Below are 19,690 nucleotides of genomic sequence, written 5' to 3' on the forward strand. Positions count from 1 at the left end.
CCTATTCGGCCTCGCCAGCCAGCTTCCTGACGTCGTCGGGCGTCGCTCCGAAACGGCGGCGAAACGCGCGATGGAAGTAAGAGACGTCGTGAAATCCGGCGAGGTGCGCGATCTCGATGATCTTGCGGCTGCGCATCGCAGGATTTCGCAGCAGTCGTTCGGCGCGCAGCAATCGTTGCTCCAGCACGAAGCCGCTATAGGTGATGCCGGCCTTCTCGAACAGTAACTGGATCGTGCGCGCGCTGATGCGGTGCGTGGCTGCAAGGTCGGACAGCGACAATGCGGGGCTGTCCAGCTGCGCCAGGATGTCGGACTTGAGCGCTTCGAAGCGCGCCGCCGCAAGGCCGCGCAATTGAGCCTCTTCGGCGGCATCGCCGCGTGCGCCGAGCATCAGGACGGCGAGGTCGAACAGGTGCTGCGAGACCGCATCGAGCTCCGCCGGCGCGAGCTTGTCCGCGTGCGCATGCGCGAGATCGTAATATCGCAGGAACATCGATGTGATCGGGTTGGCGCCGGAGATCGACCCCGCGATCAGGTCCTCGGCATTCGGGCAGGCGCGCAGCAGGGCCTTTCGCGGCAGCAGCGCGGTCTGGAAATTACCATACGCCAGTTGCGTGATTTGGGCCCCCTTGATCGAGGGATCGCCGATCGTGATGTCGCCGGCGGCGACCTCCAGTGGCCGTTTCCCCATGGCCCCACGCAATGCCGAATTGGGCGACGTCGTGATCACCAACTCGTCGTTCGTTCCCAATGACACGAAGGACATCGGCGTGCCGAACGAGGCCGAGAGTCTGAGGCGGGGAAGAATGGCAGGCGCAATGGTTCGGTGAACGCGCCCTTCACCAACCGGCACGAAATCGACGTTCGCTACCTGACGGCAAAACTGCTCGCGCCATTGTTCATAGGCCGCACCGTTCGGGTCGCCATCGAATGAGAGCTGCGGCTGGGTCATCGATCGCCGGAACGCCTATTGCCGATTCATTGCGGTCCGCACTTTCGTCGGCGCGCCGGGGATGCGGCAACTGGAAAAGCGCCAGATTGCGCAAAAAACCACTCGCACCTACGCGCTGAGCCAGCGACGAGGTGCCGCAGCCTGCTTATTGGGCAGATCGAAGGCGGGCACGTTGCGCCGCGACTGCCATACGGCGCTGTCGCTCAATATTTCTTCACCGCCGCACTGAAGGCCAGCCACAGCGCGATCGACGCCAGGCCAAAGCCGCCGAGCAGCAGGAAGGTCGGCCCATAGCCGATCCATTGCGCGATCCAGCCGCCGAGAGCCGGGCTGAGGCTCGCGCCGACGCCCTGCACGGTGATCACGGCGCCTTGGCCGAGATTGATGCGGCCGGTGCCGTTGAGCGCGCGCGCGACCATGCCGGGGACGGCGACCGTTTGCAGTCCGGTGCCGATGCCGTCGAGCACCTGCATCGGCACGACGCCCCACCATCCCGTGACGAAGAAGGCGAGCACGCCGCGGACCGGCAAGAACATGAAAGACACCAGGATCACCGGCCAGTAATTGCGCTTGCTCGCGGCCTTCATCGCGATCAGCGAGGTCACGATCATCACGCCCTGTGCGATCACCACGGTGGTTGCGACGAAGCTCGGGCCGTTGGCCTGTCCCTCGGCGACCGCGGCAAGTCCGTACAGCGGCACGATCGCGGCATTGCCGAGGTGGAACAGCGCGAGGGCGAGAGCCAGCACGAGCAGCGCCTTGTGCTTCAGCAGCATCGTCATCGCATCCGGAGGCGCTTTGGAATCGTCCTCCTTGCTGCCGCGCGCGGCGCGATCGTCGATCGCCTTGGCTGGAATCATCAGCACGCAAGCGATCGCGATGGCGCCGAACAGGGCCGCCAGCGCGAACACGGCAAAATAGCCATACTTGTAGCCGAGATAGCCTGAGAGCGCGGCTCCGACCATGTTGCCGGCGTGGTTGTACGCCTGGTTGCGGCCGTTGAGCGCATTGAAGCCCTTCTGCTTGGCGATGCCGAGCGTGATGCCCGTGACGGCCGGCACGATTGCGGCGCTCGCCAGCGATTGCGCGACTTGCGAGAACGTCACCGCCCAGAAGTTTTGCGAGATCAGGATGATTGCAGACGCCGAGACGACGCAGATGCCGGGAATGATCACCCACAGCCGCTTGTTGCGGCTGGAATCGATGAAGCCGCCGATCGGAGTCGTGACCAGCATACCCGCGACATTGCCGATCGTCATTGCCGTGCCGATCAGGCCGGTCGCCCAGCCGCGTTCCTGAAGGAAGACCCCGACGAACGGCCCGATGCCCGACTGCATGTCGGCCATGAAGAAATTGAGCGCGAACAGGGGCCAGATGCGAGACGTTGAAGGGCGAGATGTCATCGAGACGCTGAACTTGATGCTGCCGATCGAATCGGATCTCGCATGAGGCGGACTCGGCGGGCGCTGCGGGTGCGCCCGGGCGGACCAGACCTTAACCTGCTCTCATGGCGTTGGTTCCGGTTGCTCTTGCGATCCGGCGAGTGCGACGTCATGTCTTGCAAGACTGGATCATGATGGATCAGCGCGATGCCCCTATGGACCTGCGCAACCTGCGGCGCTCAATTCCCGGATAGCGGAAAACCCCCTGCGGCCTGTCCGATCTGCGAGGACGAGCGCCAGTTCGTCGGCTGGGATGGTCAAGCTTTCCTCACGCGCGAGGAGCTCGCGCGCAAGCACCGACTGGTGGGGCGCGACGATCTCGGCCTGACCGGGATCGGCATAGAGCCGAGCTTTGCCATCGGGCAGCGGGCGCTGCTGGTGCCTGACGGCGGCGGCTGCGTAATGTGGGACTGCATTCCACTCGCGAGCGACGAGGCCATCCATCACATCACAGCACTCGGCGGTCTCAAGGCCATCGCGATCTCGCATCCGCATTACTATGGCGCGGTCGCCGACTGGAGCGACAGGTTCGGTGGCGTGCCGGTCTATCTGCACGCCGACGATCGCGCCTTTGTCACGCGGCCTCATCCGGCGATCGTGCACTGGACCGGCGAAAGCCATCGCCTCTCCGACGACGTGCTGCTGCTGCGCACCGGAGGCCACTTCTCCGGCGCCACCGTGCTGTATTATGCGCGTGGTGCGGACGGCAAGGGTGCACTGCTCACGGGGGATATCGCGCAGGTGACGATGGACCGGCGCTTCGTCAGCTTCATGTATTCCTATCCGAACTACATGCCGCTCAACGCCGCCGCGGTGCGGCGGATTGCATCGGCCGTCGAGCCGTTCGCCTTCGACCGGATCTATGGCGCCTGGTGGGGCCGCAACATCGCCAGCGGTGCCAAGGCGGCGTTTGCTGCGTCGGTCGTGCGCTATCTCGCGGCCATCGCCTGAGCCGGGTTGCGGACCGGATTTATCTTGCCGGCGCCGAATAACTGTACTAATAGTACACTATAAGTAAAGCGACGCATCCGGCGAAAGCCGGCATGATCGATGCATCGCGGACGCCGAGAAGGCCTCCGTGAGCGGGAGCTGAGTGCATGACGGCGCAGCGCGACTACGACATCTTCGAGGCTGGCGACGTCACGCTCCAATCCGGGTCCGTGTTTCCCGCGCTGAAGCTCGCCTACAAGACCTACGGCACGCTGAGCCCGGCCAAAGACAACGTCATCCTCTATCCGACCTCGTTCAGCGCCCAGCACACCGACATTGAATGGCTGATCGGGCCCGACGGCGTGCTCGATCCCACGCACTACTTCATCATCATCCCGAACCTGTTCGGCAACGGCCTGTCGTCGTCGCCCTCGAACACGCCCGCGCCTTTCCCGGAAGTGAGCTATCACGATGCCGTCGCGGTCCAGCACCGGCTGCTCACCGAGCGCTTTGGCATCTCGAAGCTTGCGCTGGTCTATGGCTGGTCGATGGGCGGCATGCAGGCCTATCACTGGTCGGCGCTGCATCCGGACATGGTCGAGCGCGCCGCGGTCGTCTGCGGCAGCGCCCGCTGCGCACCCTACAACTACGTCTTCCTTGAAAGCGTGAAGGCCGCGCTCACGGCCGATCCCGCCTTCCGCGATGGTCGTTTCCTCGAAAAACCCGTCGCCGGCTACCGCGCCATGGGACGCGTCTATGCCGGCTGGGCGATGTCGCACGGCTTCTACCGCGACGAGCTCTGGCGCGAGGCCGGCTTCACTTCACTCGAGGATTATCTCGTCCGCGCCTGGGATGCGACCTTCGCGCGGCGCGATGCCAACGATCTTCTGGCGCAGATCGGCATCTGGCAGCGTGGCGACATCAGTCGGTGTGGGGCATTCGCCGGCGATCTCGATCGCGCGCTGGCGGCGATCAAGGCCCACATGCTGCTGATGCCGGGCGCGACTGACCGTTATTTCGACGTGCACGACAACGAGGACGAACTCGGCAAGCTCGTCAACGCGAGATCGGCGGTGCTGCATCCGATCCCGTCGCTGCATGGCCATCGCTCCGGCAATCCCATCAACAATCCCCGCGACCAGGCCTTCATCAAGGTCGAGATCGCCGAGCTTCTCCGCAAGTAGGGCACGCAACCGACCATGAGCGACGCAACCATTCCGGACGCCGGCCATCGCCTGAAGCCCCTGACGCCCACCACGCTGCGCGAATTGTCGGTTCGCTCCAACATCAGAGGTGCGGTGCAGAGCCTCGGCCATTACAGCGTGATTGTGCTGGTGGGCGTGCTGATCTGGAAGGTTTCGTCGAGCTGGGGCGCGCTCTGGGCGCTGCCGCTGATGGTGGTGCAGGGCTATGTCGTCGCCTTCCTGTTCATGGCGGTGCACGAGACCGCGCACAAGACGGCATTCAGGAGCCGGGGCCTCAATCTCGGCGTCGGCTATCTCTCGGCGTTCATCATCGGGCTGCCTTACGAATATTATTGTCTGTTTCACTGGGACCATCATCGCTTCACGCAGGACCCGGAAAGGGATCCCGAGCTGATCGTTGGCGTGAAGCCGACGTCCGACACCCAGCTTGCGCTCGCCTATAGCGGCCTGCTCCAGGTCGCCGGCCGTCTGCGGCTGATGCTCGGCCACGCGATCACCGGCAAGGTCGTCGTGCCATGGATTCCCGAGAGCAAGCGCAGCACCATCGTTGCCGAGGCGCGCGCCTATGTCGCGCTCTACGCCCTGCTGCTCGCGCTGTCGCTGTGGTTCTCTTCAGCGCTGCTGCTCTGGGTCTGGATCGTGCCGCTCGTGATCGGGCAGTTCTTCCTGCGGCCCTATCTCTACGCCGAGCATACCGGTTGCGACCGCACCCGCAGCGCCTTTCAGAACACCCGCACGACTTACACCGGTGCCATCGTCAAATGGTTCGCGTGGAACATGCCGTATCATGTCGAGCACCACGCTTATCCCTCGATCCCCTTTCACGCCCTGCCGAAGCTGAACGCGATCGTCGACGGCGAGATCGTCCATCGCGGCCGCGGCTACATCAGAACGACGCGCGAAACCTGGGCCTGGTTTCGCCGGCAGCGGCAGGCCGGCTAGCTCAACGCAAAACTCCGGCCGCGATGCGACCGGAGCTTTGTCGTGATATCGAGATATCAGTAGATCCCGTAGGCGCAGACGTTCACGACGCGCACGCGCAGGCCGTGACGGGTCCGGACCAGGCGCTCCTGATAGCAATTGCTGACGCCGGTGTTGAGGTAGATACCGCCAAAGCCCCAGCCGGGACCCCAGTGGTGATGACCATGATGGTGATGGAAGCCGCCGGCCGAGGCCGCGGTGGGGGCGAGAGCGGCAACGCCGAGCGTGCCGGCGGCGATCAGACCAAGTGCAAGCTTACGAAACATCTTCATTCTCCATTCGGCGCTAGGGCCATTGTTGCGTCCCTGCATTTCCGTCGAGACGAGACGCGATCGCGTTCATGGCAAGCGGGAAGAATCGTGTTTCAGGAATGTTTCGTCGGCTGCGGCAGAATGCGCCGCGATCAGGCTTTCTGCGCCGCGCGATACCGCGCGGCCATCGCCTGCGTCAGCTCGGCCATCTTGTCGCGGAGATCAGCAGGCTCCAGGACTTCGGCTTCCGGGCCGAGCCGCAGCAGTTCGGCCGCGGCATGCCACGATGTCTTTCCGACCGGCACGCGCGCAATGCGCCAACCGTCTGCATCGGTTGTCTCCTCGAGCTGTGTGCGTGCCTTGACATAGGGCTGGCTGAGCGCGTCGAGCAGCTTCACGCCGAAAGGCGACAGCCGGACGATCGCAACATTGGGGTGCATCTCGCCTTCGAGCCGCAGCGTCGCGGCCCGCCAATGGGCGGCGAGGTCGAAGCCGGCGGGACGATCGAAGTGGTCGCCGAGGGCTGTGCAGTCGAGCACGCGTGCGACGCGATAGGTACGCACGCTGCCATCGACTTGTCCTGCGAGATACCAGCTGCCGCCCTTCAGCACGAGGCCGAGCGGCGCGACGCGGCGCTGCTTCTCGGCGCGCCAGCTCCGGTACCGGATCCTGATCAGCGTCCCGCGCAGCACGGCGCCGGCGATGGTGCGCAGGTGCTTCGGGTCTTCCGCTTCACCGAACCAGCCGGGCGCGTCCAAGTGGAAACGCTCCTGCATCCGCCCGGCATCCTCACGCAAATTCGGTGGCAGTGCCGCCATCAGCTTGTTTTGGGCGGCGATCATCGCAGCATCGAGCCCGAGTGCGGCGGCCGGGCCTGGCAATCCCGCCAGGAACAACGCGCCCGCCTCGCTCTGCGACAGCCCGTTCAGCCGCACGCGATAGCCGTCGAGCAGCCGATAGCCGCCTTCCGCGCCGCGGTCGGCATAAACGGGAACGCCGGACGCCGCGAGCGCGTCGATGTCCCGATAGATCGTGCGCACCGACACTTCGCAGGCCTGCGCGAGCTCCGGCGCGGTGACCTGTCCCCTGGCCTGGAGGGTGGTGAGGATCGACAGCATCCGGCTCGCGCGCATGATCCCTTAGACCATACCTGACACAAGATGTCAGGTATGGTCCGCTACAAGCGGCGCCATCGCCAGCCGGCCAGATGGAGACCGCCATGACCGATCCAAACCGCATCGCGCTGTTCTATTCGCCGCAGACGCGCGCCACCGGCACGCGCGTGCTGCTCGAGGAGCTGCGAGCCCCTTACGAGCTCCATGTCCTCAACATGAAGGCCGGGGATCAGCGCAAGCCCGCCTATCTCGCCCTCAACCCGCTCGGCAAGGTGCCGGCGATTCGCCACGGCGAGGCGCTGGTGACCGAGCAGGTCGCAATCACCATCTATCTCGCCGACCTGTTCCCGCAAGCGGGGCTGACCCCCGCCCTGAACGATCCGCTGCGCGGGCCTTATCTGCGCTGGATCGCCTATTATGGGTCGTCGTTCGAGCCGGCCTTGATCGACAAGTTCATGCAGCGAGAGCCGGCGCCGATCACGCAATCGCCCTATGCCGATTACGATACGATGCTGGGTGCGCTCGAGGCCCAGCTGGCGAACGGGCCCTATCTGCTCGGCGAGCGCATGACGGCGGCCGACGTATTGTGGGGCGTCGCGTTCAGCTGGACCATGATGTTCGGCATCGTGCCGAAGAAGGATGTCTTCGTCCGCTATGCGGAGCGCATGACAGCGCGGCCGGCGTTCCAGCGCATCAATGCCGCAGATGCGGAGATGGCGGCGCAGCATGCCGCCGCGGCGGGTGGATGAGAGGGCGTCAAAATCGCGGTGCCCGCTTGTCGGCGAACGCCTTGATGCCTTCCTTGATCTCGTCGCCGCGCATGCTGTCGCGGTGGCGCCGGTCGGCGGCGCCTTCATCGAGCTCGCCGCGGGCGAACTCGTTGATCGCGCGCTTCATGCCGCGCATCGCTTGGGGGGCGTTGCCGGCGAGGATCGCAGCGAGCGTGTCGACCTCCTCGTCCAGGAATTCCAGCGGCACCATTGTGGTGAGATAGCCGATGCGCAGCATCTCCGGGGCGTCGATCTTCTGCGCGGTGAGGAACAGCTTCTTCGCATTGTCGACGCCGAGGCGGGTCACGTAGCGCTTGATGCCGCTCGGGTAGTAATGCAGCCCAAGGCGCGCCGCCGGCATGAACATTTCCGCGGTATCGACGCCGACGCGGAAATCGCAGGCGAGTGCGAGGTCGGTCGAGCCGCCATAGACGCCGCCATTGAGCCGGCAGATGGTCGGCACGCCGAGATCCTCGAGCCGGTTGACGACGGCCTCGAAGGCCGAGCCCGCGCTCTGCTGCTCGCCCGCGCTGACCGCGCGTTCCGCGACCGAATTGAGATCGTAGCCGGCGGAGAAGGCGCGCCCGGTTCCGGTCAGCACCAGCACGCGAATATCGGGATCGGCCTCGACCCGGTCGAACAGTCTCGTCAGCTCGTCGAGATCCTCCGCCTGCAGCCGGTTGAGATGTTTCGGCCGGTTGAGGCGGATGGTGGCGCGGGCGCCGATGATTTCGAGCAGGGGGCTAGATGCTGCGTCGGCTGTGTCCGACATTCTCGTCTCCGTTGTCGGCGCCAAAGTGCCCGCCCGGGCGGAGGCCGTCAACGACGGCGCCGGTCGTTTGCCGCGCCGCTGCAGCGGGCCTGCCGTCCACGCCGCCGTCCCTGGCGGGGTGCCTTACCTGAAATGTGGCGGCTCGTCGTAGCCGCGGCGGCTGCTGAAGAACAGCAGCACCATCAGCCCGACGCCGACAATGACGGAAAACCCCGCGCCCAGCGCCAGTGCCACATAGCCTTCCGTCGGGATCGGCTCACCTTCGACCGCCATTGCGGAATAGGCGAAGTAGCCGGCCGCCGCCAGCATTGCCAGAAGGAGGATGATGAGGAGTGCACGCATGCCGCGTTCTCCGGTTGCAACCGTAAACCAACGGTTGCGGGTGGGAAGGGTTCCAGACGACCGGCAGCGATCGGTCGGGAGCATAGCCTCACTCTCGTCTCGGACGCAGCGCAGCACCACAAGCGCGTTTACGCGCGTCTTCGACGCGCTGTGATGATGCGCTGCAGAGCCGGGGCCCATCGAGCAGCGGAAACTGCGGCTTCTGAGTCCCGGCTCAGCGCCGCAACGCCTTCGGCATTGCGGCATGTCCGGGACACGAGCGTGGTGGGTGGGTTGCTCAATCCGGCGGGGTCAGGCGCTCTGGGCGGTCTTCACCACCACGACATTGCTATCGTCCGACGGAGCCGGGCCGGCATCGCGTACCGTCTTGTCGGCTTCGCCGGCATGACGTTTCAGATAGTCGCGGCGCATGCCGATCTCGTCACGGACGAATTCGTAGCCGAGCTTGAAGGTGTCGAGGCCGTCGGTACTGATCGTGCCGTCCCTGAGGCCGATGACGGCACCGCGCAAGATGGTCTCGAGCTCATCCTGGAGACATTCGAGCTGATCCAGCGAATGGGCGTGCTCGATCCGCTCGCCGATGTCGAGGATGGCGGTCGAGAGCTCGCTGGCCTTCTCCGGCGCGATGCGGGTGATCTTGGCGTAGATCGCGGCGAAGATCGAGCCGATGACGCTGAGCGCTGCGACGCCCAGATACATCAGGTCGCTGTACTTATCCACGAACGACTTGGTGTCGTCGTTGATGTAGTCGGCGGCGCCCCGATGCGCGATCACGAAGGCGTCCTTCTCCACCGAGGCCGGCTCGATCCTGGTGGCAAAGCCGTTGTCGAGCCCGAGCGCCGACTTGTTCTCGTAGACGATGCGGGCGAGCTCGCCGGCCGTGCTTGGGGACATCCGGGATTGCGCGACCAGCAGCCATTCGAGACCGATCGTGTCGAGATCGTCGTCGGGAATCTGCGGGGATGTCGACACCGAGCCAGCTGTCACGGTCTCGTCGGAAATGCCGGGAAATTTGCGCGCCAGCGTCTTGGCTTCTTCGATGGTGTTCAGTGTGAAGCCGCCGCGCTTGGCGGCTTGCTCATAGGATTTGTCCCGGACCGCCTTCGAGGCGTGGACGATCGCGATCACCGCGCTGAAGCCGTTTGCCGGGGCGAACAGCTTGTCGAGCGTCGCGCCCTGCGGCGCCATCTGGATCTTCGCAGCCTCAGGGCCATCGGGGACGTCGAGGATGCTGCGGACGAAGGCGAGCGAGGATTCGTTCTCGGCGACGACCGCGACCTTCTTCTTCTTCAATTCGGCCAACGACTTGATCTTCTTGTTGCCGGGACCGAGCAGGAGCACGAGATCGTGCTCGAGGATCGCGAGCGTGCGCGCCCGCAGCGGCACCTTGGCGTCGGTGCGCAGCACGGCGAGGTCGGCCTGCCTGCGGTCGAACTGTGCGAGCGCCTTGGCATTGTCGGCGTTGTTGACGATGTTGATCCGCAAGCGCGATGCGTTGTTCTTCAGGAGGGCGGCGAGCTTGGCCGCGAACAGCGCCTCATCGCTGTTGGGGCCGCCGACGGCAAAGGTCAGCGTCTCCGAATTGTGCACCAGCGTGCGGCCGGCCCAGACGGTGGCGAACGACAGCAGCAGGGTCAGCACGACGTAGAGGAGAACCTGCTGCTGGTTGGTCTTGATCACCTTGGGGCGCCGGGGCGGCGGCATGGTCGGCGATGCGATGGGGCCTTCGGTACTCATGGCGGCACTCTGGCCTTATCGTTTGGCTGGCGGCGGCGCGTGGCTTGGAAGCGCGGCGGGCCCGGTAATTCGTAAACGCCTGAAAAAAGAACGATATTCCCGATCGCCGATGATAGCGCGAAGGCAGCGGAATGCAAATTTCGAGCCGGAGGTAACCTTAGTCGATATGTCCGCGGCGATTGGCCATCCTATCACCGGTTAGCCACACTTGGCGATTTTCCGGTTCCACCCGGCTGCATTCCGCCGCGGGAGATGTCATAAATTGCGCGTCCCGGCGATTTGACCGGTCCAAGAAGAAGTTGCGCTGAACGCTCCAATTCTTCTCGTCACGTCAATGAGGGCGTCAGCTTTGTCGTTTCCACCCATGTCATCGGCGATTCCGGTTGAAGCGCTCATTGGCTGGATGTTGCTGCTCACCTTCAAGCACGTCATCGCCGATTTCGTTCTTCAAACCGCCTGGATGGCGCACGGCAAGGATCAGAAGCATGGCTGGGCCCTGCCGCTCCTGGTGCACTGCCTGGTCCACCTTGCCGTCGCGCTGCCGCTGATCGTGATCGTGGCGCCGCGATTCTGGTTCGTGGCCTTCTTCGACTTCCTGATCCACATCACGATCGACCGCGCCAAGGGATACGTCTCCGCCAATTTCGGCGTCGACCTCGCCCATCCCTGGTTCTGGACCCTGATCGGCGTCGACCAGGCGCTGCACCACCTGACCGGCTTCGGCCTCGCGATCTTCATGGCGGCGAACTGAAGGTCGCCTTTGGGCCTTTCGGGGAGAGGCAATCGCCATCAGCACGAGGGATCATCATGCCCGGGCTTGTCCCGGGCCTCCACGTTCTTCGTGCCTCCTGGCTTTCCGTGAAGGGTCGGGACAAGCCCGGCCATGACGCCGCGGAAGACTTTGAAAACCCCACCAAGGCGTCCCACCGATTCGCGGCCGACGCGCAACCACCCCGGGTGACTACCGGGCAGCGTGGTTAACCTTACGTTAGAGAATTGCGCTGCATCTTCCTTACACGAGGGAGAACTGCAATGTTTTCAAGCCGCGACGCCTTTGAAAGCGATTTCTGCCCGGTCCGCGACGAGCTCCTTGGCGAGATGTATCGCGCCAGCGAGAGTGGCCTGCCGAGGCTGGTTGAGAGTGTTTCCCCTGACGTGCGCGCCAGGCTGGCGCTGTTCTGCTACCGCCGTAGCCATTTGCACTCGCTGGCGGTCGCGATCGCAGCGAGCTGCAGCGAGCGCGACCTGATCGAGAATGGCGGCCGCGTCGGCTCGACGCTCTTCGCGCTGTCGCGCGAAGGCACCGCGAAAGCTTCGACGTCGCTGACGGGTGGGCGCAAGCCGATCACGCTGTCGACCAAGCCGCTCTCGGTGCTCGCACCGCTCGATGACGAGCTCGACGACGAGATCGGCGAAGCCGTCCCCGCCTAAGCGGCCTCGATAACGGGCAGGCCGAACTTCCGCCGCGCCATCGCGCATTCGGCGTCACCAGGCATGCAGGTGCGGCACACCTCCGGCCGCACGTCATAGATGCCGCAGGCCGTCATCCTTCCGATCTCGCCTTGCAATGCCGCGCAGCGATCGCCCTCGCAGCGCATGCCCGATTGCCGGTCGTTGACGAGCGCCTCCGGGATCAGCGCAAGCTCCTCGTCGCTCTCGATCGAGAAGCGCGGCCAGTTCTGCGAATAGCCGCAGCAGGCGCCGCAGCCCTGGCAACAGCTCGACAGCTCGGTCTCGTCCATCGTTCTCACGTGTCCTTCGGCGGACCCCAGACCAGGCTCTGCCGCCATCTCGCGCGCAACACGTCGCGCCGTTCCGGATATTTCTCGTCGAGATAGGTCGCCTCGACCACGCGGTCGGTGCGGAAGCTGCGGAAGTCGCCGCGCAGCTCGCACCAGGCCGCCAGCAGCCGCACGGCTTCGAGATAGCCGACCGAGATCGGCCAGATCATGCGCTCGCTGGGGCGGCCCTGTTCGTCGCGATAGCGCAGCATGATCTTCTTGCCTTCGTGGATCTGGGTCCGGGTGCGCGCCATGTCCAGGCGGTCCGGTTCCCGGTTCCAGCTCGGACGCGCCCGGCTCGCCGGCTCCAGTACGAAGGGGCGCAGGCGCTCCGGGACGGTATCGGCGATCTTGGCCATCAAGTCTTCGGCCGCGCGCGCCAGCGCGGAATCGGCGTGGCCTGCGACCCATTGCGCGCCCAGCACGGCCGCCTCGATCTCGTCCGGCGTCAGCATCAGGGGCGGCAGGTCGAAACCCTTTTCGAGGATGTAACCCATGCCGGCTTCGCCGCGGATCGGCACGCGCTGGCCGATCAGGGTTGCGATGTCGCGATAGATGGTGCGCTTCGAAGTCTCGAGCTCGGCCGCGATCGCGTCTGCCGTCAGCGGCTTACGCGTGCGCCTTAGCACCTGGATGATTTGAAACAGCCGGTCGGCGCGTCTCATGACAGTTCTCTTCTCGAACGACGGATCAGAAATCGGCGCGCGGCTGCTGACAGGATGTTGGCAGCAGGGGGGTTCTATACCGGGACAACACATCGACTGAAGAGGATTTGTCCATGATCATTCCAACCCATTTCGGCCAGGCCGGTCCACTGTGGCGGGCGCAGCTGTGGCACGGCCAAATGTTGCGGGCTTGGGCGTTTGGCCGCCTCGTTCCGCTCGATCTCATGGCCGTTGATCTCCGATTTGCGCTCGCAAGCGTGGTGACACGCTCGCTGAACCATGCCGCGGATGCGCTGGTCCGCCATCTGATGGGCCGCGCCTGGCGCGGGGCCCGCTTCGCAGAAGATATCACGGCTGCTGCCACCATGGTGGCAGCAGCCGGCCGCTAGGTTCCTTCCACTCGTTCGACAGGTTCAGGAGAGCTTGCATGATCACGCTTTACGGTTTTGGCGCCGGCTTCGGCCTGCCGGAAATCAGCCCCTTCGTCACCAAGACCGAGGTGCAGCTCAAGATGGCGGGACTGCCTTATCGGAAAGAGCGGGCGATGCCGCCGGCCTCGCCCAAGGGGCAGCTGCCCTTCATCGACGATGGCGGCGAGGCGGTGGCCGATTCCACCTTCATCCGGGCCCATATCGAGCGCCGCTACGGCTTCGATTTCGATGCCGGCCTCACCTTGGCCGAGCGTGCGCAGGCCTGGGCGTTCGAGCGCATGATCGAGCACCACGTCTATTGGGCGCTGGTGGGCGCGCGCTGGGTCGATCCGGTCAATTTCGCCAAGGGGCCCGCGCATTTCTTCGACGGTGCGCCGGAGCACAATCGCGAGAAGCTGCGCGAGGACGCTCAATTCCGCGTCGCCGAGAACTATCTGCTCTCTGGCCTCGGCCGCCATGCGCCGGATGACGACGTCGATCTTGCCGTGCGTTCGCTGTTCGCGCTGTCGGTGCAGCTCGGCGACAAAGCCTTCCTGATGGGCAACAGGCCCTGCGGCGTCGATGCCACTGCGTTCGGTATGCTCGCCGGCGTCCTCTCACCGTTCTTCGAATCCGCTTTGCGCGAGCGGGCCGAGGGATTTCCCAACCTCACCGCTTATGTCGACCGCATGATGGACGACTATTATCCCGAGTTCGCCTGGACGCCGCTGCGGCAGGCGGCGTAGCCGCGGTGCATCGGCTGACTCGGTGCAACCTCTCCCGCTTGCGGGAGAGGTCGGCGCGAAGCGCCGGGTGAGGGTTTTCTCCTCTAGGGGGTTTTCTCCGTAAGTCTCGGAGGGTCCCAACGCGGAGGCACCTCTCCCCAACCCTCTCCCGCAAGCGGGAGAGGGGGCGCACCGGTGCCGGAGCTGCAGCTCACTCCACTAACCAAAACAAAGAGCCGGCCCAGTGGGCCGGCTCTCGTTGTCTCGAATCTTGGCGACGCCTACTTCACCAGCGTGTACTTGCCGTCCTTCACCGTGAGCAGGATGCGCGAGCGCTCGTCGAGGCCGTAGCGGTCCTTTTCGGTGAAGTTGTAGACGCCCTGGCTCGCCGCCAGCTCCTTCTCCGTCAGCAGCGCCTGGCGGATGGCCTCGCGGAATTCCGGCGTGCCGGGCTTGGCCGTCTTCAACGCCGCCGGAATGACGCGCTTGAGGATCTCGAACGCATCAAAGGAATGGCCGGCGAACTGGCTGCGGCTGTTGGGGCCGTACTTTGCCTCGTAGGCGGAGTTCAGCGCGAGGCCGGGCTTCTTGGTCAGCGCGCTGTCCGGCTGTTCCTCGGGGGCCATCACGGGACCCGAGGCCATCAGCACGCCTTCCGCTGCTTTGCCGGCAATGCGGATGAAGTCCATGCTGGCGGCGCCGTGGGTCTGGTAGATCAGGCCCTTGTAGCCGCGCTCGCGCAGCTCGGTCTGCGGCAGCGCGGCCGCGGTGCCGGACGCGCCGACCAGGATGGCGTCGGGATTGGCGGCGACGAGCTTCAGCACCTGGCCGGTCACCGAGGTGTCGGGACGAGCGAAGCGCTCCTCGTCGACGATGGTCATCCCCATCGGCACGGCCTGCGCCTTCAAATCGTTGAACCAGAGGTCGCCGTAGGAATCGGAATAGCCGATGTAACCGAGCGTCTTCACGCCCTTGGCCTTCATGTGGTCGTACAGCACCTTGCCGACGATCGGAATCGGTTGCGGCATCGCCACCGACCACTTCATGCGCTCCGGCGTGATCGGGAAGGGTGCCAGACCGAAGTGCGGGATACCGGCCTCGTTGGCGACATTGGAGACCGCGATGGTCGGCGGCGTCAGCGCCGAGCCCATGATGATGTCGGCCTTGGATTCGGTGACGAAGCGGCGGGCGTTGGTGGTGGCGGTGGTGGGATCGCCGCCGTCGTCGAGCACGATCACCTTCAGCGGCACGCCGCCGATCTCCTTCGGCACGAATTCCAGCGCGTTGCGCTCGGGAATGCCGAGTGCCGCACCCGGGCCGGTCGTGGTGGTGGTGATGCCGATGGTGACTTCGCTGGTCTGGGCCAGCGCGGGCAATGCCGGCAGAGCCAGCGCGGCCGCAGTGATGGCAGCGGTCAAATAAAAGCGTTTCATCTATTCCTCCCTTGACGTGTTTATTTGAAAGCAGAAATCGCGGGGTAATTCAGCCCCGTCTTTTGGTGATGCGGCGATTTAGCTCCGGACTTAACTCCCCGTGAACTTGGCTACCATTTCCGCCGGGAATGGTGCCGATTTCAATTTGTCTGGGTTAACGGGATCGCGGCCGACCAGGACGCGGGTCTCGAAACCCTCGATCGCGAGCGCCTCGCCCTTGTAGACGTTGTGCTTCACCTCGAAGCTCGAGCGCTTGATGCTCTCGATTCTGGTCTCGATGGTGATCCAGTCGCCATAGGTCGAGGGGATGTAGAACTTGGCCCGCGTGTCGACCATGGGGATGCCCACCAGGCCGTATTTGCGGACCAAGTCCTGCTTGGAGAAGCCGGCGGCTTCGAACAGGGTCGAGGTCGAATCGTCGAACATCGCGAAATAGCGCGGGTAGTAGACGATGTTTGCGGGGTCGCAATCGCCCCACTGGATCTGGACCTCGCGCCGGTTCACGAACATCTGGCTGGCCTTGCTCGACGAATCTACTTGGGCGCCATGCGCAGCGAACCGTCGAGGCGCACCACCTCGCCGTTCAGGTAGGCATTCTCGACCATGTGCAGCGCGAGCGCGGCGAATTCGTCGGCCTGGCCGAGCCGGCGCGGGAAGGGGATGGCAGCGGCGAGCGAGTCCTGCGCTTCCTGCGGCAGGTTCGCCAGCAGCGGCGTCAGGAACAGGCCGGGGGCGATCGTCAACACGCGGACGCCGAACTGCGCGAGCTCGCGCGCGATCGGCAGCGTCATGCCGACGATGCCGCCCTTGGAGGCCGAATAGGCGGATTGGCCGATCTGGCCGTCATAGGCGGCAACGGAGGCGGTGTTGATGATGACGCCGCGCTCGCCGGTCGCCTGCGGCTCGAGCTTGGACATCTCGGCCGCGGCAAGGCGCAGCATGTTGAAGGTGCCGATCAAATTGACCTTGATCACCTTGTCGAAATCGGCGAGCGCCATCGGGCCGTCGCGGCCGACCACGCGCTTGGCGACGCCGATGCCGGCGCAATTGACCAGCACGCGGGCCGGGCCGTGGGCCTTGGTGGCCTGCGCGATCGCAGCTTCAGCGGAGGCGGCATCGGAGACGTCGCAGGTCACGGCAATGCCCTTGATCTCCGCCGCGACCGTTTCGGCCAGCTTGGTGTTGAGGTCGCACACCGCGACCTTGGCGCCCTGCGCCGCCAGTTTTCGCGCGGTGGCCGCGCCCAATCCCGATGCGCCGCCGGTGACGATGGCTGCCTGATCCTTCAACAACATGGCGTTCTCCTTTGGCGATATTTTTCTAGGTGACCGATATCACACGGTTCGACGGATTGGCAGCGTAGAGCTCCTCGATCAGCTCGCCGCGATGCTCCAGCACTGCGCGCTGGTTGATCGAGCCCTTGTCGGTGACTTCGCCCTTGTCGATCGAGAGCGGCGTGTCCATCAGGATCGCGCGCGTGATCCGTGTCGAGGATCCCGTGGCCTGGCCGAGGAAACGGGTCAGACGCTCGCGGAACGCCTCGCGCACCAGGCGGTCGCGCGTCGCGACGACGAGATCGTCGGGCGGCAGCGTCGGGTTGATCAGCCGGCAGCCGTCGAGATCGAGCACGACCAGCGCGGAGATCTCGTCGCGATTGATGCCGGCGATGACGACGTCGCGCACCAGGGGCGCGCAGGCCGCGGTGAGGCGCGCGCGCAAGGGGCCGACGCTGACCCAGGTGCCGCTCGCGAGCTTGAAGTCCTCGCTGACGCGGCCGTCGAAATCGAAGCCGGCGTTGAAATCATCGGGATCGGCGGGCTTGAGCGCATCGCCCATCTTGTAAAATCCTTCCTCGTCGAAGGATTTTGCCGTGATGTCGGGTTGGCGCCAGTAGCCAGGCATCACGTTCGGCCCCTTGGCGCGCACTTCCAGCTTGCCGTTGTTCGGCACCAGCTTGGCGTCGTTGCCGGAGACGGGCAGGCCGACATGGCCGGAGCGGCTGGTGCGCGGATTGACCGACATGAAGAACGGCGCGGTCTCGGTCGCGCCGAGACCGGTCAGCATCGGCACGCGATAGCCCTTCTCCTTCGCCGCGAGCTCGTCGAGGCTGTCCCAGACGAACGGCGACAGCGCCGCGCCGGAGAAGAACATCGCATGCAGCCGGTCGAAGAACTTGGCGCGCAAGCCCTGGTCGTCGCGCAGATAGGGCAGCAGCGATTCATAGCCCTTGGGCACGTTGAAATAGACCGTCGGTGAAATTTCCCGGAGATTGCGCACGGTCTCCTCGATGCCCCCAGGCACCGGCTTACCGGCGTCCAGATACATCGAGCCGCCGTTGTAGAGCGTCAGGCCGATGTTGTGATTGCCGCCGAAGGTGTGATTCCACGGCAGCCAATCGATGATGACCGGCGGCTCGTCCTTCAGGAAGGCGAGCGTCTCGCGCAGCATCACCTGATTGGCGCAGATCATGCGCTGGGTGTTGATGACGGCCTTGGGATTGCCGGTCGAGCCCGAGGTCAGCAGGAATTTTGCGATCGTGTCGGGGCCGATCCTGCCGTGAACGTCGTCGAGATCGCCACGGATCGGCGTCGCCATCAGATCGGCCAGCAGGGTGACGTCGCGGCCCGGCACGTGGCCATAGGACGCGGCGATCTCGGTGCCGAGCGAGACGTTGGCGGCGAGCGCATCGGCGAACTTGTCGGCATCATCGGCGAAGACGAGGCCCGGCGTCAGCAGCTTCATCAGATAGGACAGCTTGCCGTAATCCTTCGACACCAGCGAATAGGCCGGCGACACCGGGCAGAACGGAACGCCGGCATAGAACGCGCCGAACGCCAGGAGCGCGTGGTCGATCGAATTACCGGAGAGGATGACGACCGGCCGCTCGGCCGACAGGCCGCGCTGGATCAATGCGGAGGCGATGTGACGGCTCGCGGTGAGCAGCTCGGCATAGGTGATCTTGCGCCAGCCGCGGCCGCCTTCGCGCTCGGCCATGAAGACGCGGTCCGGCGTCGTCGTGGCCCAATGATGCAGGCGGTCGGTGATGCGGACCGGATAGTCGCCGAGCGGCTGCTTTGGCCGCAGATAAATCGTGCCGTCGTCGCGCCGCTCGATGTTGACGACGGGATCGCCGAACGAGATGGGCCGCAGCGGGAAATTGCTCGCGCCGCGCTCGATGCCGGAAGAGGACGGCTGGGCGCTCATGACTTTAGGCTCATGATTTGGGCTTCACCTTCGCGGTCTTGTGCTCGAGGAATTCGCGGATCCGCCGCTTGGCCTCCTTGTCGCTCTGCGCGACAGTGGCCATCAGCGACTCCATCAACAGGCCGGTCTGCGGATTGGCCTCCGCGATCATCGGCAGCGCCTGGAGCACGGCAAAATTCGTCAGCGGGGCGTTGGACGCCACCTTGGTCGCAAGCTCCAGCGCTTTGCCGAGCCCGTTGCCGGCCTCCGTCAGATATTGCGCAAAGCCGTAGGACGCGCCCTCGGTCGCGCTGTAGACGCGTCCCGTCAGCATCATGTCCATCATCCGGGCAACGCCGATCAGCCGCGGCAGCCGCACCGAGCCGCCGCCGCCGACGAAAATGCCGCGCTGCCCCTCCGGCAGCGCGAAATAGGTCGAGGGCTCGGCGACGCGGATATGGGCCGCGCAGGCAAGCTCGAGCCCGCCGCCGATCACGGCGCCCCGGAGCGCTGCGATCACGGGCACGCGGCTGTACTGGATGCGGTCGAACACCCGGTGCCACATCTGGGAGTGCAGGAGCCCGCCGGTGGCGTCGTGCTCGGTCAGCTCGGAGAGGTCGAGGCCACTGGAGAAATGGTCGCCGATACCGTGGATGACGACCGCGCCGATATCCTCGGGCAGGTTCGCAAAACACTCGCCGATTTCCAGGATGATGCCGTCATTGAGCGCATTGCGCTTGGCCGGCCGGTTCAGACCCACGGTCAGAACCCGGTCCGCCCGCTCGATCCTCAAAAGCCCGGAGGGACCCGCATTCGCGGTCTCGGCGTTTCCTTGTGTCATTTGCGTCCTTGTCAGAATAGTTATGTTGTATAACGAATTTTGGGGGAGTCAAGGTGGGGCAAGGCCAGGTGGCCGTGACCCCACCCTCCCGGGAGGCCGAGGCGAGCGCAGGGCTATCGCATTTGAGATTTTCCCTGCGGCCATCCTTCGAGACG

At 64.9% G+C, this 19,690-nt stretch carries 22 protein-coding genes; 8 read left to right on the forward strand and 14 right to left on the reverse strand.

Annotated features, from left to right (window positions below; all coding sequences use genetic code 11):
* Position 1 precedes the first annotated feature (1 nt).
* Together GA0061099_RS10095 and GA0061099_RS10100 are read right to left on the reverse strand one after the other, a co-directional pair.
* Positions 2 to 952, reverse strand: a complete 951-nt coding sequence (locus GA0061099_RS10095) for an AraC family transcriptional regulator (protein WP_036021010.1) — start codon at positions 950 to 952, stop codon at positions 2 to 4.
* A 203-nt stretch (positions 953 to 1,155) separates the two neighbouring features.
* Complete coding sequence (locus GA0061099_RS10100) at positions 1,156 to 2,355, reverse strand: MFS transporter (RefSeq protein ID WP_036021013.1); 1,200 nt, start codon at positions 2,353 to 2,355, stop codon at positions 1,156 to 1,158.
* Positions 2,356 to 2,541: 186 nt separating this feature from the next.
* Between GA0061099_RS10100 and GA0061099_RS10105 the strand changes: the two genes are divergently transcribed.
* The 3 genes from GA0061099_RS10105 (at position 2,542) to GA0061099_RS10115 (ending at position 5,471) form a co-directional block, all read left to right on the forward strand.
* Positions 2,542 to 3,345: an MBL fold metallo-hydrolase gene (locus GA0061099_RS10105; protein ID WP_036021015.1), complete on the forward strand. Its 804-nt coding sequence runs from the start codon at positions 2,542 to 2,544 to the stop codon at positions 3,343 to 3,345.
* A gap of 146 nt (positions 3,346 to 3,491) precedes the next feature.
* Positions 3,492 to 4,508: an alpha/beta fold hydrolase gene (locus GA0061099_RS10110; RefSeq protein WP_036021017.1), complete on the forward strand. Its 1,017-nt coding sequence runs from the start codon at positions 3,492 to 3,494 to the stop codon at positions 4,506 to 4,508.
* A 15-nt stretch (positions 4,509 to 4,523) separates the two neighbouring features.
* Positions 4,524 to 5,471, forward strand: coding sequence for a fatty acid desaturase (locus GA0061099_RS10115; RefSeq protein ID WP_036021019.1), 948 nt, complete (start codon positions 4,524 to 4,526; stop codon positions 5,469 to 5,471).
* Positions 5,472 to 5,527: 56 nt separating this feature from the next.
* Here the strand turns inward: GA0061099_RS10115 and GA0061099_RS10120 are convergent, their stop codons facing one another.
* Both GA0061099_RS10120 and GA0061099_RS10125 read right to left on the reverse strand, forming a co-directional pair.
* Positions 5,528 to 5,776, reverse strand: coding sequence for a hypothetical protein (locus GA0061099_RS10120; RefSeq protein WP_035997328.1), 249 nt, complete (start codon positions 5,774 to 5,776; stop codon positions 5,528 to 5,530).
* A 137-nt stretch (positions 5,777 to 5,913) separates the two neighbouring features.
* Positions 5,914 to 6,894: a helix-turn-helix transcriptional regulator gene (locus tag GA0061099_RS10125; protein ID WP_036021021.1), complete on the reverse strand. Its 981-nt coding sequence runs from the start codon at positions 6,892 to 6,894 to the stop codon at positions 5,914 to 5,916.
* A gap of 86 nt (positions 6,895 to 6,980) precedes the next feature.
* On the opposite strand from GA0061099_RS10125, the gene GA0061099_RS10130 reads away from it, so the two are divergent.
* Complete coding sequence (locus GA0061099_RS10130; protein WP_036021105.1) at positions 6,981 to 7,625, forward strand: glutathione S-transferase family protein; 645 nt, start codon at positions 6,981 to 6,983, stop codon at positions 7,623 to 7,625.
* Positions 7,626 to 7,632: 7 nt separating this feature from the next.
* Here GA0061099_RS10130 and GA0061099_RS10135 read toward each other — a convergent pair whose 3' ends face one another.
* The 3 genes from GA0061099_RS10135 to GA0061099_RS10145 form a co-directional block, all read right to left on the reverse strand.
* Positions 7,633 to 8,418, reverse strand: coding sequence for an enoyl-CoA hydratase/isomerase family protein (locus GA0061099_RS10135; RefSeq protein ID WP_036021024.1), 786 nt, complete (start codon positions 8,416 to 8,418; stop codon positions 7,633 to 7,635).
* Positions 8,419 to 8,541: 123 nt separating this feature from the next.
* Positions 8,542 to 8,760, reverse strand: coding sequence for a hypothetical protein (locus tag GA0061099_RS10140; protein ID WP_035997220.1), 219 nt, complete (start codon positions 8,758 to 8,760; stop codon positions 8,542 to 8,544).
* A gap of 291 nt (positions 8,761 to 9,051) precedes the next feature.
* Positions 9,052 to 10,497, reverse strand: coding sequence for a TAXI family TRAP transporter solute-binding subunit (locus GA0061099_RS10145; protein ID WP_074447677.1), 1,446 nt, complete (start codon positions 10,495 to 10,497; stop codon positions 9,052 to 9,054).
* A 403-nt stretch (positions 10,498 to 10,900) separates the two neighbouring features.
* Here GA0061099_RS10145 and GA0061099_RS10150 point away from each other — a divergent pair, with 403 nt between their 5' ends.
* Complete coding sequence (locus tag GA0061099_RS10150) at positions 10,901 to 11,248, forward strand: DUF3307 domain-containing protein (RefSeq protein ID WP_050995827.1); 348 nt, start codon at positions 10,901 to 10,903, stop codon at positions 11,246 to 11,248.
* A gap of 281 nt (positions 11,249 to 11,529) precedes the next feature.
* Positions 11,530 to 11,928 carry a hypothetical protein gene (locus GA0061099_RS41065; protein ID WP_035997226.1) on the forward strand — a complete coding sequence of 133 codons (399 nt, stop codon included), beginning with the start codon at positions 11,530 to 11,532 and terminating at the stop codon, positions 11,926 to 11,928.
* Here the strand turns inward: GA0061099_RS41065 and GA0061099_RS10160 are convergent.
* Together GA0061099_RS10160 and GA0061099_RS10165 are read right to left on the reverse strand one after the other, a co-directional pair.
* Positions 11,925 to 12,239, reverse strand: coding sequence for a YkgJ family cysteine cluster protein (locus GA0061099_RS10160; RefSeq protein WP_035997229.1), 315 nt, complete (start codon positions 12,237 to 12,239; stop codon positions 11,925 to 11,927). The two genes, GA0061099_RS41065 and GA0061099_RS10160, sit on opposite strands and share 4 nt — an antisense overlap.
* Before the next feature lie 5 nt (positions 12,240 to 12,244).
* Positions 12,245 to 12,943: a helix-turn-helix transcriptional regulator gene (locus tag GA0061099_RS10165; protein ID WP_025033709.1), complete on the reverse strand. Its 699-nt coding sequence runs from the start codon at positions 12,941 to 12,943 to the stop codon at positions 12,245 to 12,247.
* A gap of 113 nt (positions 12,944 to 13,056) precedes the next feature.
* On the opposite strand from GA0061099_RS10165, the gene GA0061099_RS10170 reads away from it, so the two are divergent.
* Positions 13,057 to 13,332, forward strand: coding sequence for a hypothetical protein (locus tag GA0061099_RS10170; RefSeq protein ID WP_035997233.1), 276 nt, complete (start codon positions 13,057 to 13,059; stop codon positions 13,330 to 13,332).
* Positions 13,333 to 13,370: 38 nt separating this feature from the next.
* On the forward strand, positions 13,371 to 14,099 hold the full coding sequence (locus GA0061099_RS10175; protein ID WP_036021027.1) for a glutathione S-transferase family protein: 729 nt from the start codon (positions 13,371 to 13,373) through the stop codon (positions 14,097 to 14,099).
* Positions 14,100 to 14,359: 260 nt separating this feature from the next.
* On the opposite strand, the gene GA0061099_RS10180 is transcribed toward GA0061099_RS10175, so the two are convergent.
* The 5 genes from GA0061099_RS10180 to GA0061099_RS10200 all read right to left on the reverse strand — a co-directional run bounded on the left by GA0061099_RS10180 (position 14,360) and on the right by GA0061099_RS10200 (position 19,535).
* The gene (locus GA0061099_RS10180) at positions 14,360 to 15,511 is read right to left on the reverse strand and encodes an ABC transporter substrate-binding protein (protein WP_035997239.1); all 1,152 of its coding nucleotides are present in this window, start codon (positions 15,509 to 15,511) and stop codon (positions 14,360 to 14,362) included.
* Positions 15,512 to 15,601: 90 nt separating this feature from the next.
* Positions 15,602 to 16,021 (reverse strand): acyl-CoA thioesterase, encoded by a 420-nt coding sequence (locus GA0061099_RS10185; protein ID WP_035997242.1) that lies wholly within the window; start codon positions 16,019 to 16,021, stop codon positions 15,602 to 15,604.
* A 23-nt stretch (positions 16,022 to 16,044) separates the two neighbouring features.
* Entirely contained in the window at positions 16,045 to 16,806 is a 762-nt protein-coding gene (locus tag GA0061099_RS10190; RefSeq protein ID WP_036021029.1) for an SDR family NAD(P)-dependent oxidoreductase, read from the reverse strand.
* Between the two features lie 25 nt (positions 16,807 to 16,831).
* Positions 16,832 to 18,715 (reverse strand): feruloyl-CoA synthase, encoded by a 1,884-nt coding sequence (locus GA0061099_RS10195; protein ID WP_036021034.1) that lies wholly within the window; start codon positions 18,713 to 18,715, stop codon positions 16,832 to 16,834.
* 10 nt (positions 18,716 to 18,725) lie between these two features.
* On the reverse strand, positions 18,726 to 19,535 hold the full coding sequence (locus GA0061099_RS10200) for a crotonase/enoyl-CoA hydratase family protein (RefSeq protein WP_035997250.1): 810 nt from the start codon (positions 19,533 to 19,535) through the stop codon (positions 18,726 to 18,728).
* Between the last annotated feature and the right edge of the window lie 155 nt (positions 19,536 to 19,690).

Source organism: Bradyrhizobium yuanmingense (assembly GCF_900094575.1).
GTDB classification, from domain to species: Bacteria; Pseudomonadota; Alphaproteobacteria; order Rhizobiales; family Xanthobacteraceae; genus Bradyrhizobium; species Bradyrhizobium yuanmingense.

Excerpts from the sequence above, each read along its gene's own strand:
- GA0061099_RS10095 (WP_036021010.1), bottom strand. The coding sequence starts at position 952 with ATGACCCAGCCGCAGCTCTCATTCGATGGCGACCCGAACGGTGCGGCC.
- GA0061099_RS10100 (WP_036021013.1), bottom strand. The coding sequence starts at position 2,355 with ATGACATCTCGCCCTTCAACGTCTCGCATCTGGCCCCTGTTCGCGCTC.
- GA0061099_RS10105 (WP_036021015.1), top strand. The coding sequence starts at position 2,542 with ATGCCCCTATGGACCTGCGCAACCTGCGGCGCTCAATTCCCGGATAGC.
- GA0061099_RS10110 (WP_036021017.1), top strand. The coding sequence starts at position 3,492 with ATGACGGCGCAGCGCGACTACGACATCTTCGAGGCTGGCGACGTCACG.
- GA0061099_RS10115 (WP_036021019.1), top strand. The coding sequence starts at position 4,524 with ATGAGCGACGCAACCATTCCGGACGCCGGCCATCGCCTGAAGCCCCTG.
- GA0061099_RS10120 (WP_035997328.1), bottom strand. The coding sequence starts at position 5,776 with ATGTTTCGTAAGCTTGCACTTGGTCTGATCGCCGCCGGCACGCTCGGC.
- GA0061099_RS10125 (WP_036021021.1), bottom strand. The coding sequence starts at position 6,894 with ATGCGCGCGAGCCGGATGCTGTCGATCCTCACCACCCTCCAGGCCAGG.
- GA0061099_RS10130 (WP_036021105.1), top strand. The coding sequence starts at position 6,981 with ATGACCGATCCAAACCGCATCGCGCTGTTCTATTCGCCGCAGACGCGC.
- GA0061099_RS10135 (WP_036021024.1), bottom strand. The coding sequence starts at position 8,418 with ATGTCGGACACAGCCGACGCAGCATCTAGCCCCCTGCTCGAAATCATC.
- GA0061099_RS10140 (WP_035997220.1), bottom strand. The coding sequence starts at position 8,760 with ATGCGTGCACTCCTCATCATCCTCCTTCTGGCAATGCTGGCGGCGGCC.
- GA0061099_RS10145 (WP_074447677.1), bottom strand. The coding sequence starts at position 10,497 with ATGAGTACCGAAGGCCCCATCGCATCGCCGACCATGCCGCCGCCCCGG.
- GA0061099_RS10150 (WP_050995827.1), top strand. The coding sequence starts at position 10,901 with ATGTTGCTGCTCACCTTCAAGCACGTCATCGCCGATTTCGTTCTTCAA.
- GA0061099_RS41065 (WP_035997226.1), top strand. The coding sequence starts at position 11,530 with ATGTTTTCAAGCCGCGACGCCTTTGAAAGCGATTTCTGCCCGGTCCGC.
- GA0061099_RS10160 (WP_035997229.1), bottom strand. The coding sequence starts at position 12,239 with ATGGACGAGACCGAGCTGTCGAGCTGTTGCCAGGGCTGCGGCGCCTGC.
- GA0061099_RS10165 (WP_025033709.1), bottom strand. The coding sequence starts at position 12,943 with ATGAGACGCGCCGACCGGCTGTTTCAAATCATCCAGGTGCTAAGGCGC.
- GA0061099_RS10170 (WP_035997233.1), top strand. The coding sequence starts at position 13,057 with ATGATCATTCCAACCCATTTCGGCCAGGCCGGTCCACTGTGGCGGGCG.
- GA0061099_RS10175 (WP_036021027.1), top strand. The coding sequence starts at position 13,371 with ATGATCACGCTTTACGGTTTTGGCGCCGGCTTCGGCCTGCCGGAAATC.
- GA0061099_RS10180 (WP_035997239.1), bottom strand. The coding sequence starts at position 15,511 with ATGAAACGCTTTTATTTGACCGCTGCCATCACTGCGGCCGCGCTGGCT.
- GA0061099_RS10185 (WP_035997242.1), bottom strand. The coding sequence starts at position 16,021 with ATGTTCGTGAACCGGCGCGAGGTCCAGATCCAGTGGGGCGATTGCGAC.
- GA0061099_RS10190 (WP_036021029.1), bottom strand. The coding sequence starts at position 16,806 with ATGTTGTTGAAGGATCAGGCAGCCATCGTCACCGGCGGCGCATCGGGA.
- GA0061099_RS10195 (WP_036021034.1), bottom strand. The coding sequence starts at position 18,715 with ATGAGCGCCCAGCCGTCCTCTTCCGGCATCGAGCGCGGCGCGAGCAAT.
- GA0061099_RS10200 (WP_035997250.1), bottom strand. The coding sequence starts at position 19,535 with ATGACACAAGGAAACGCCGAGACCGCGAATGCGGGTCCCTCCGGGCTT.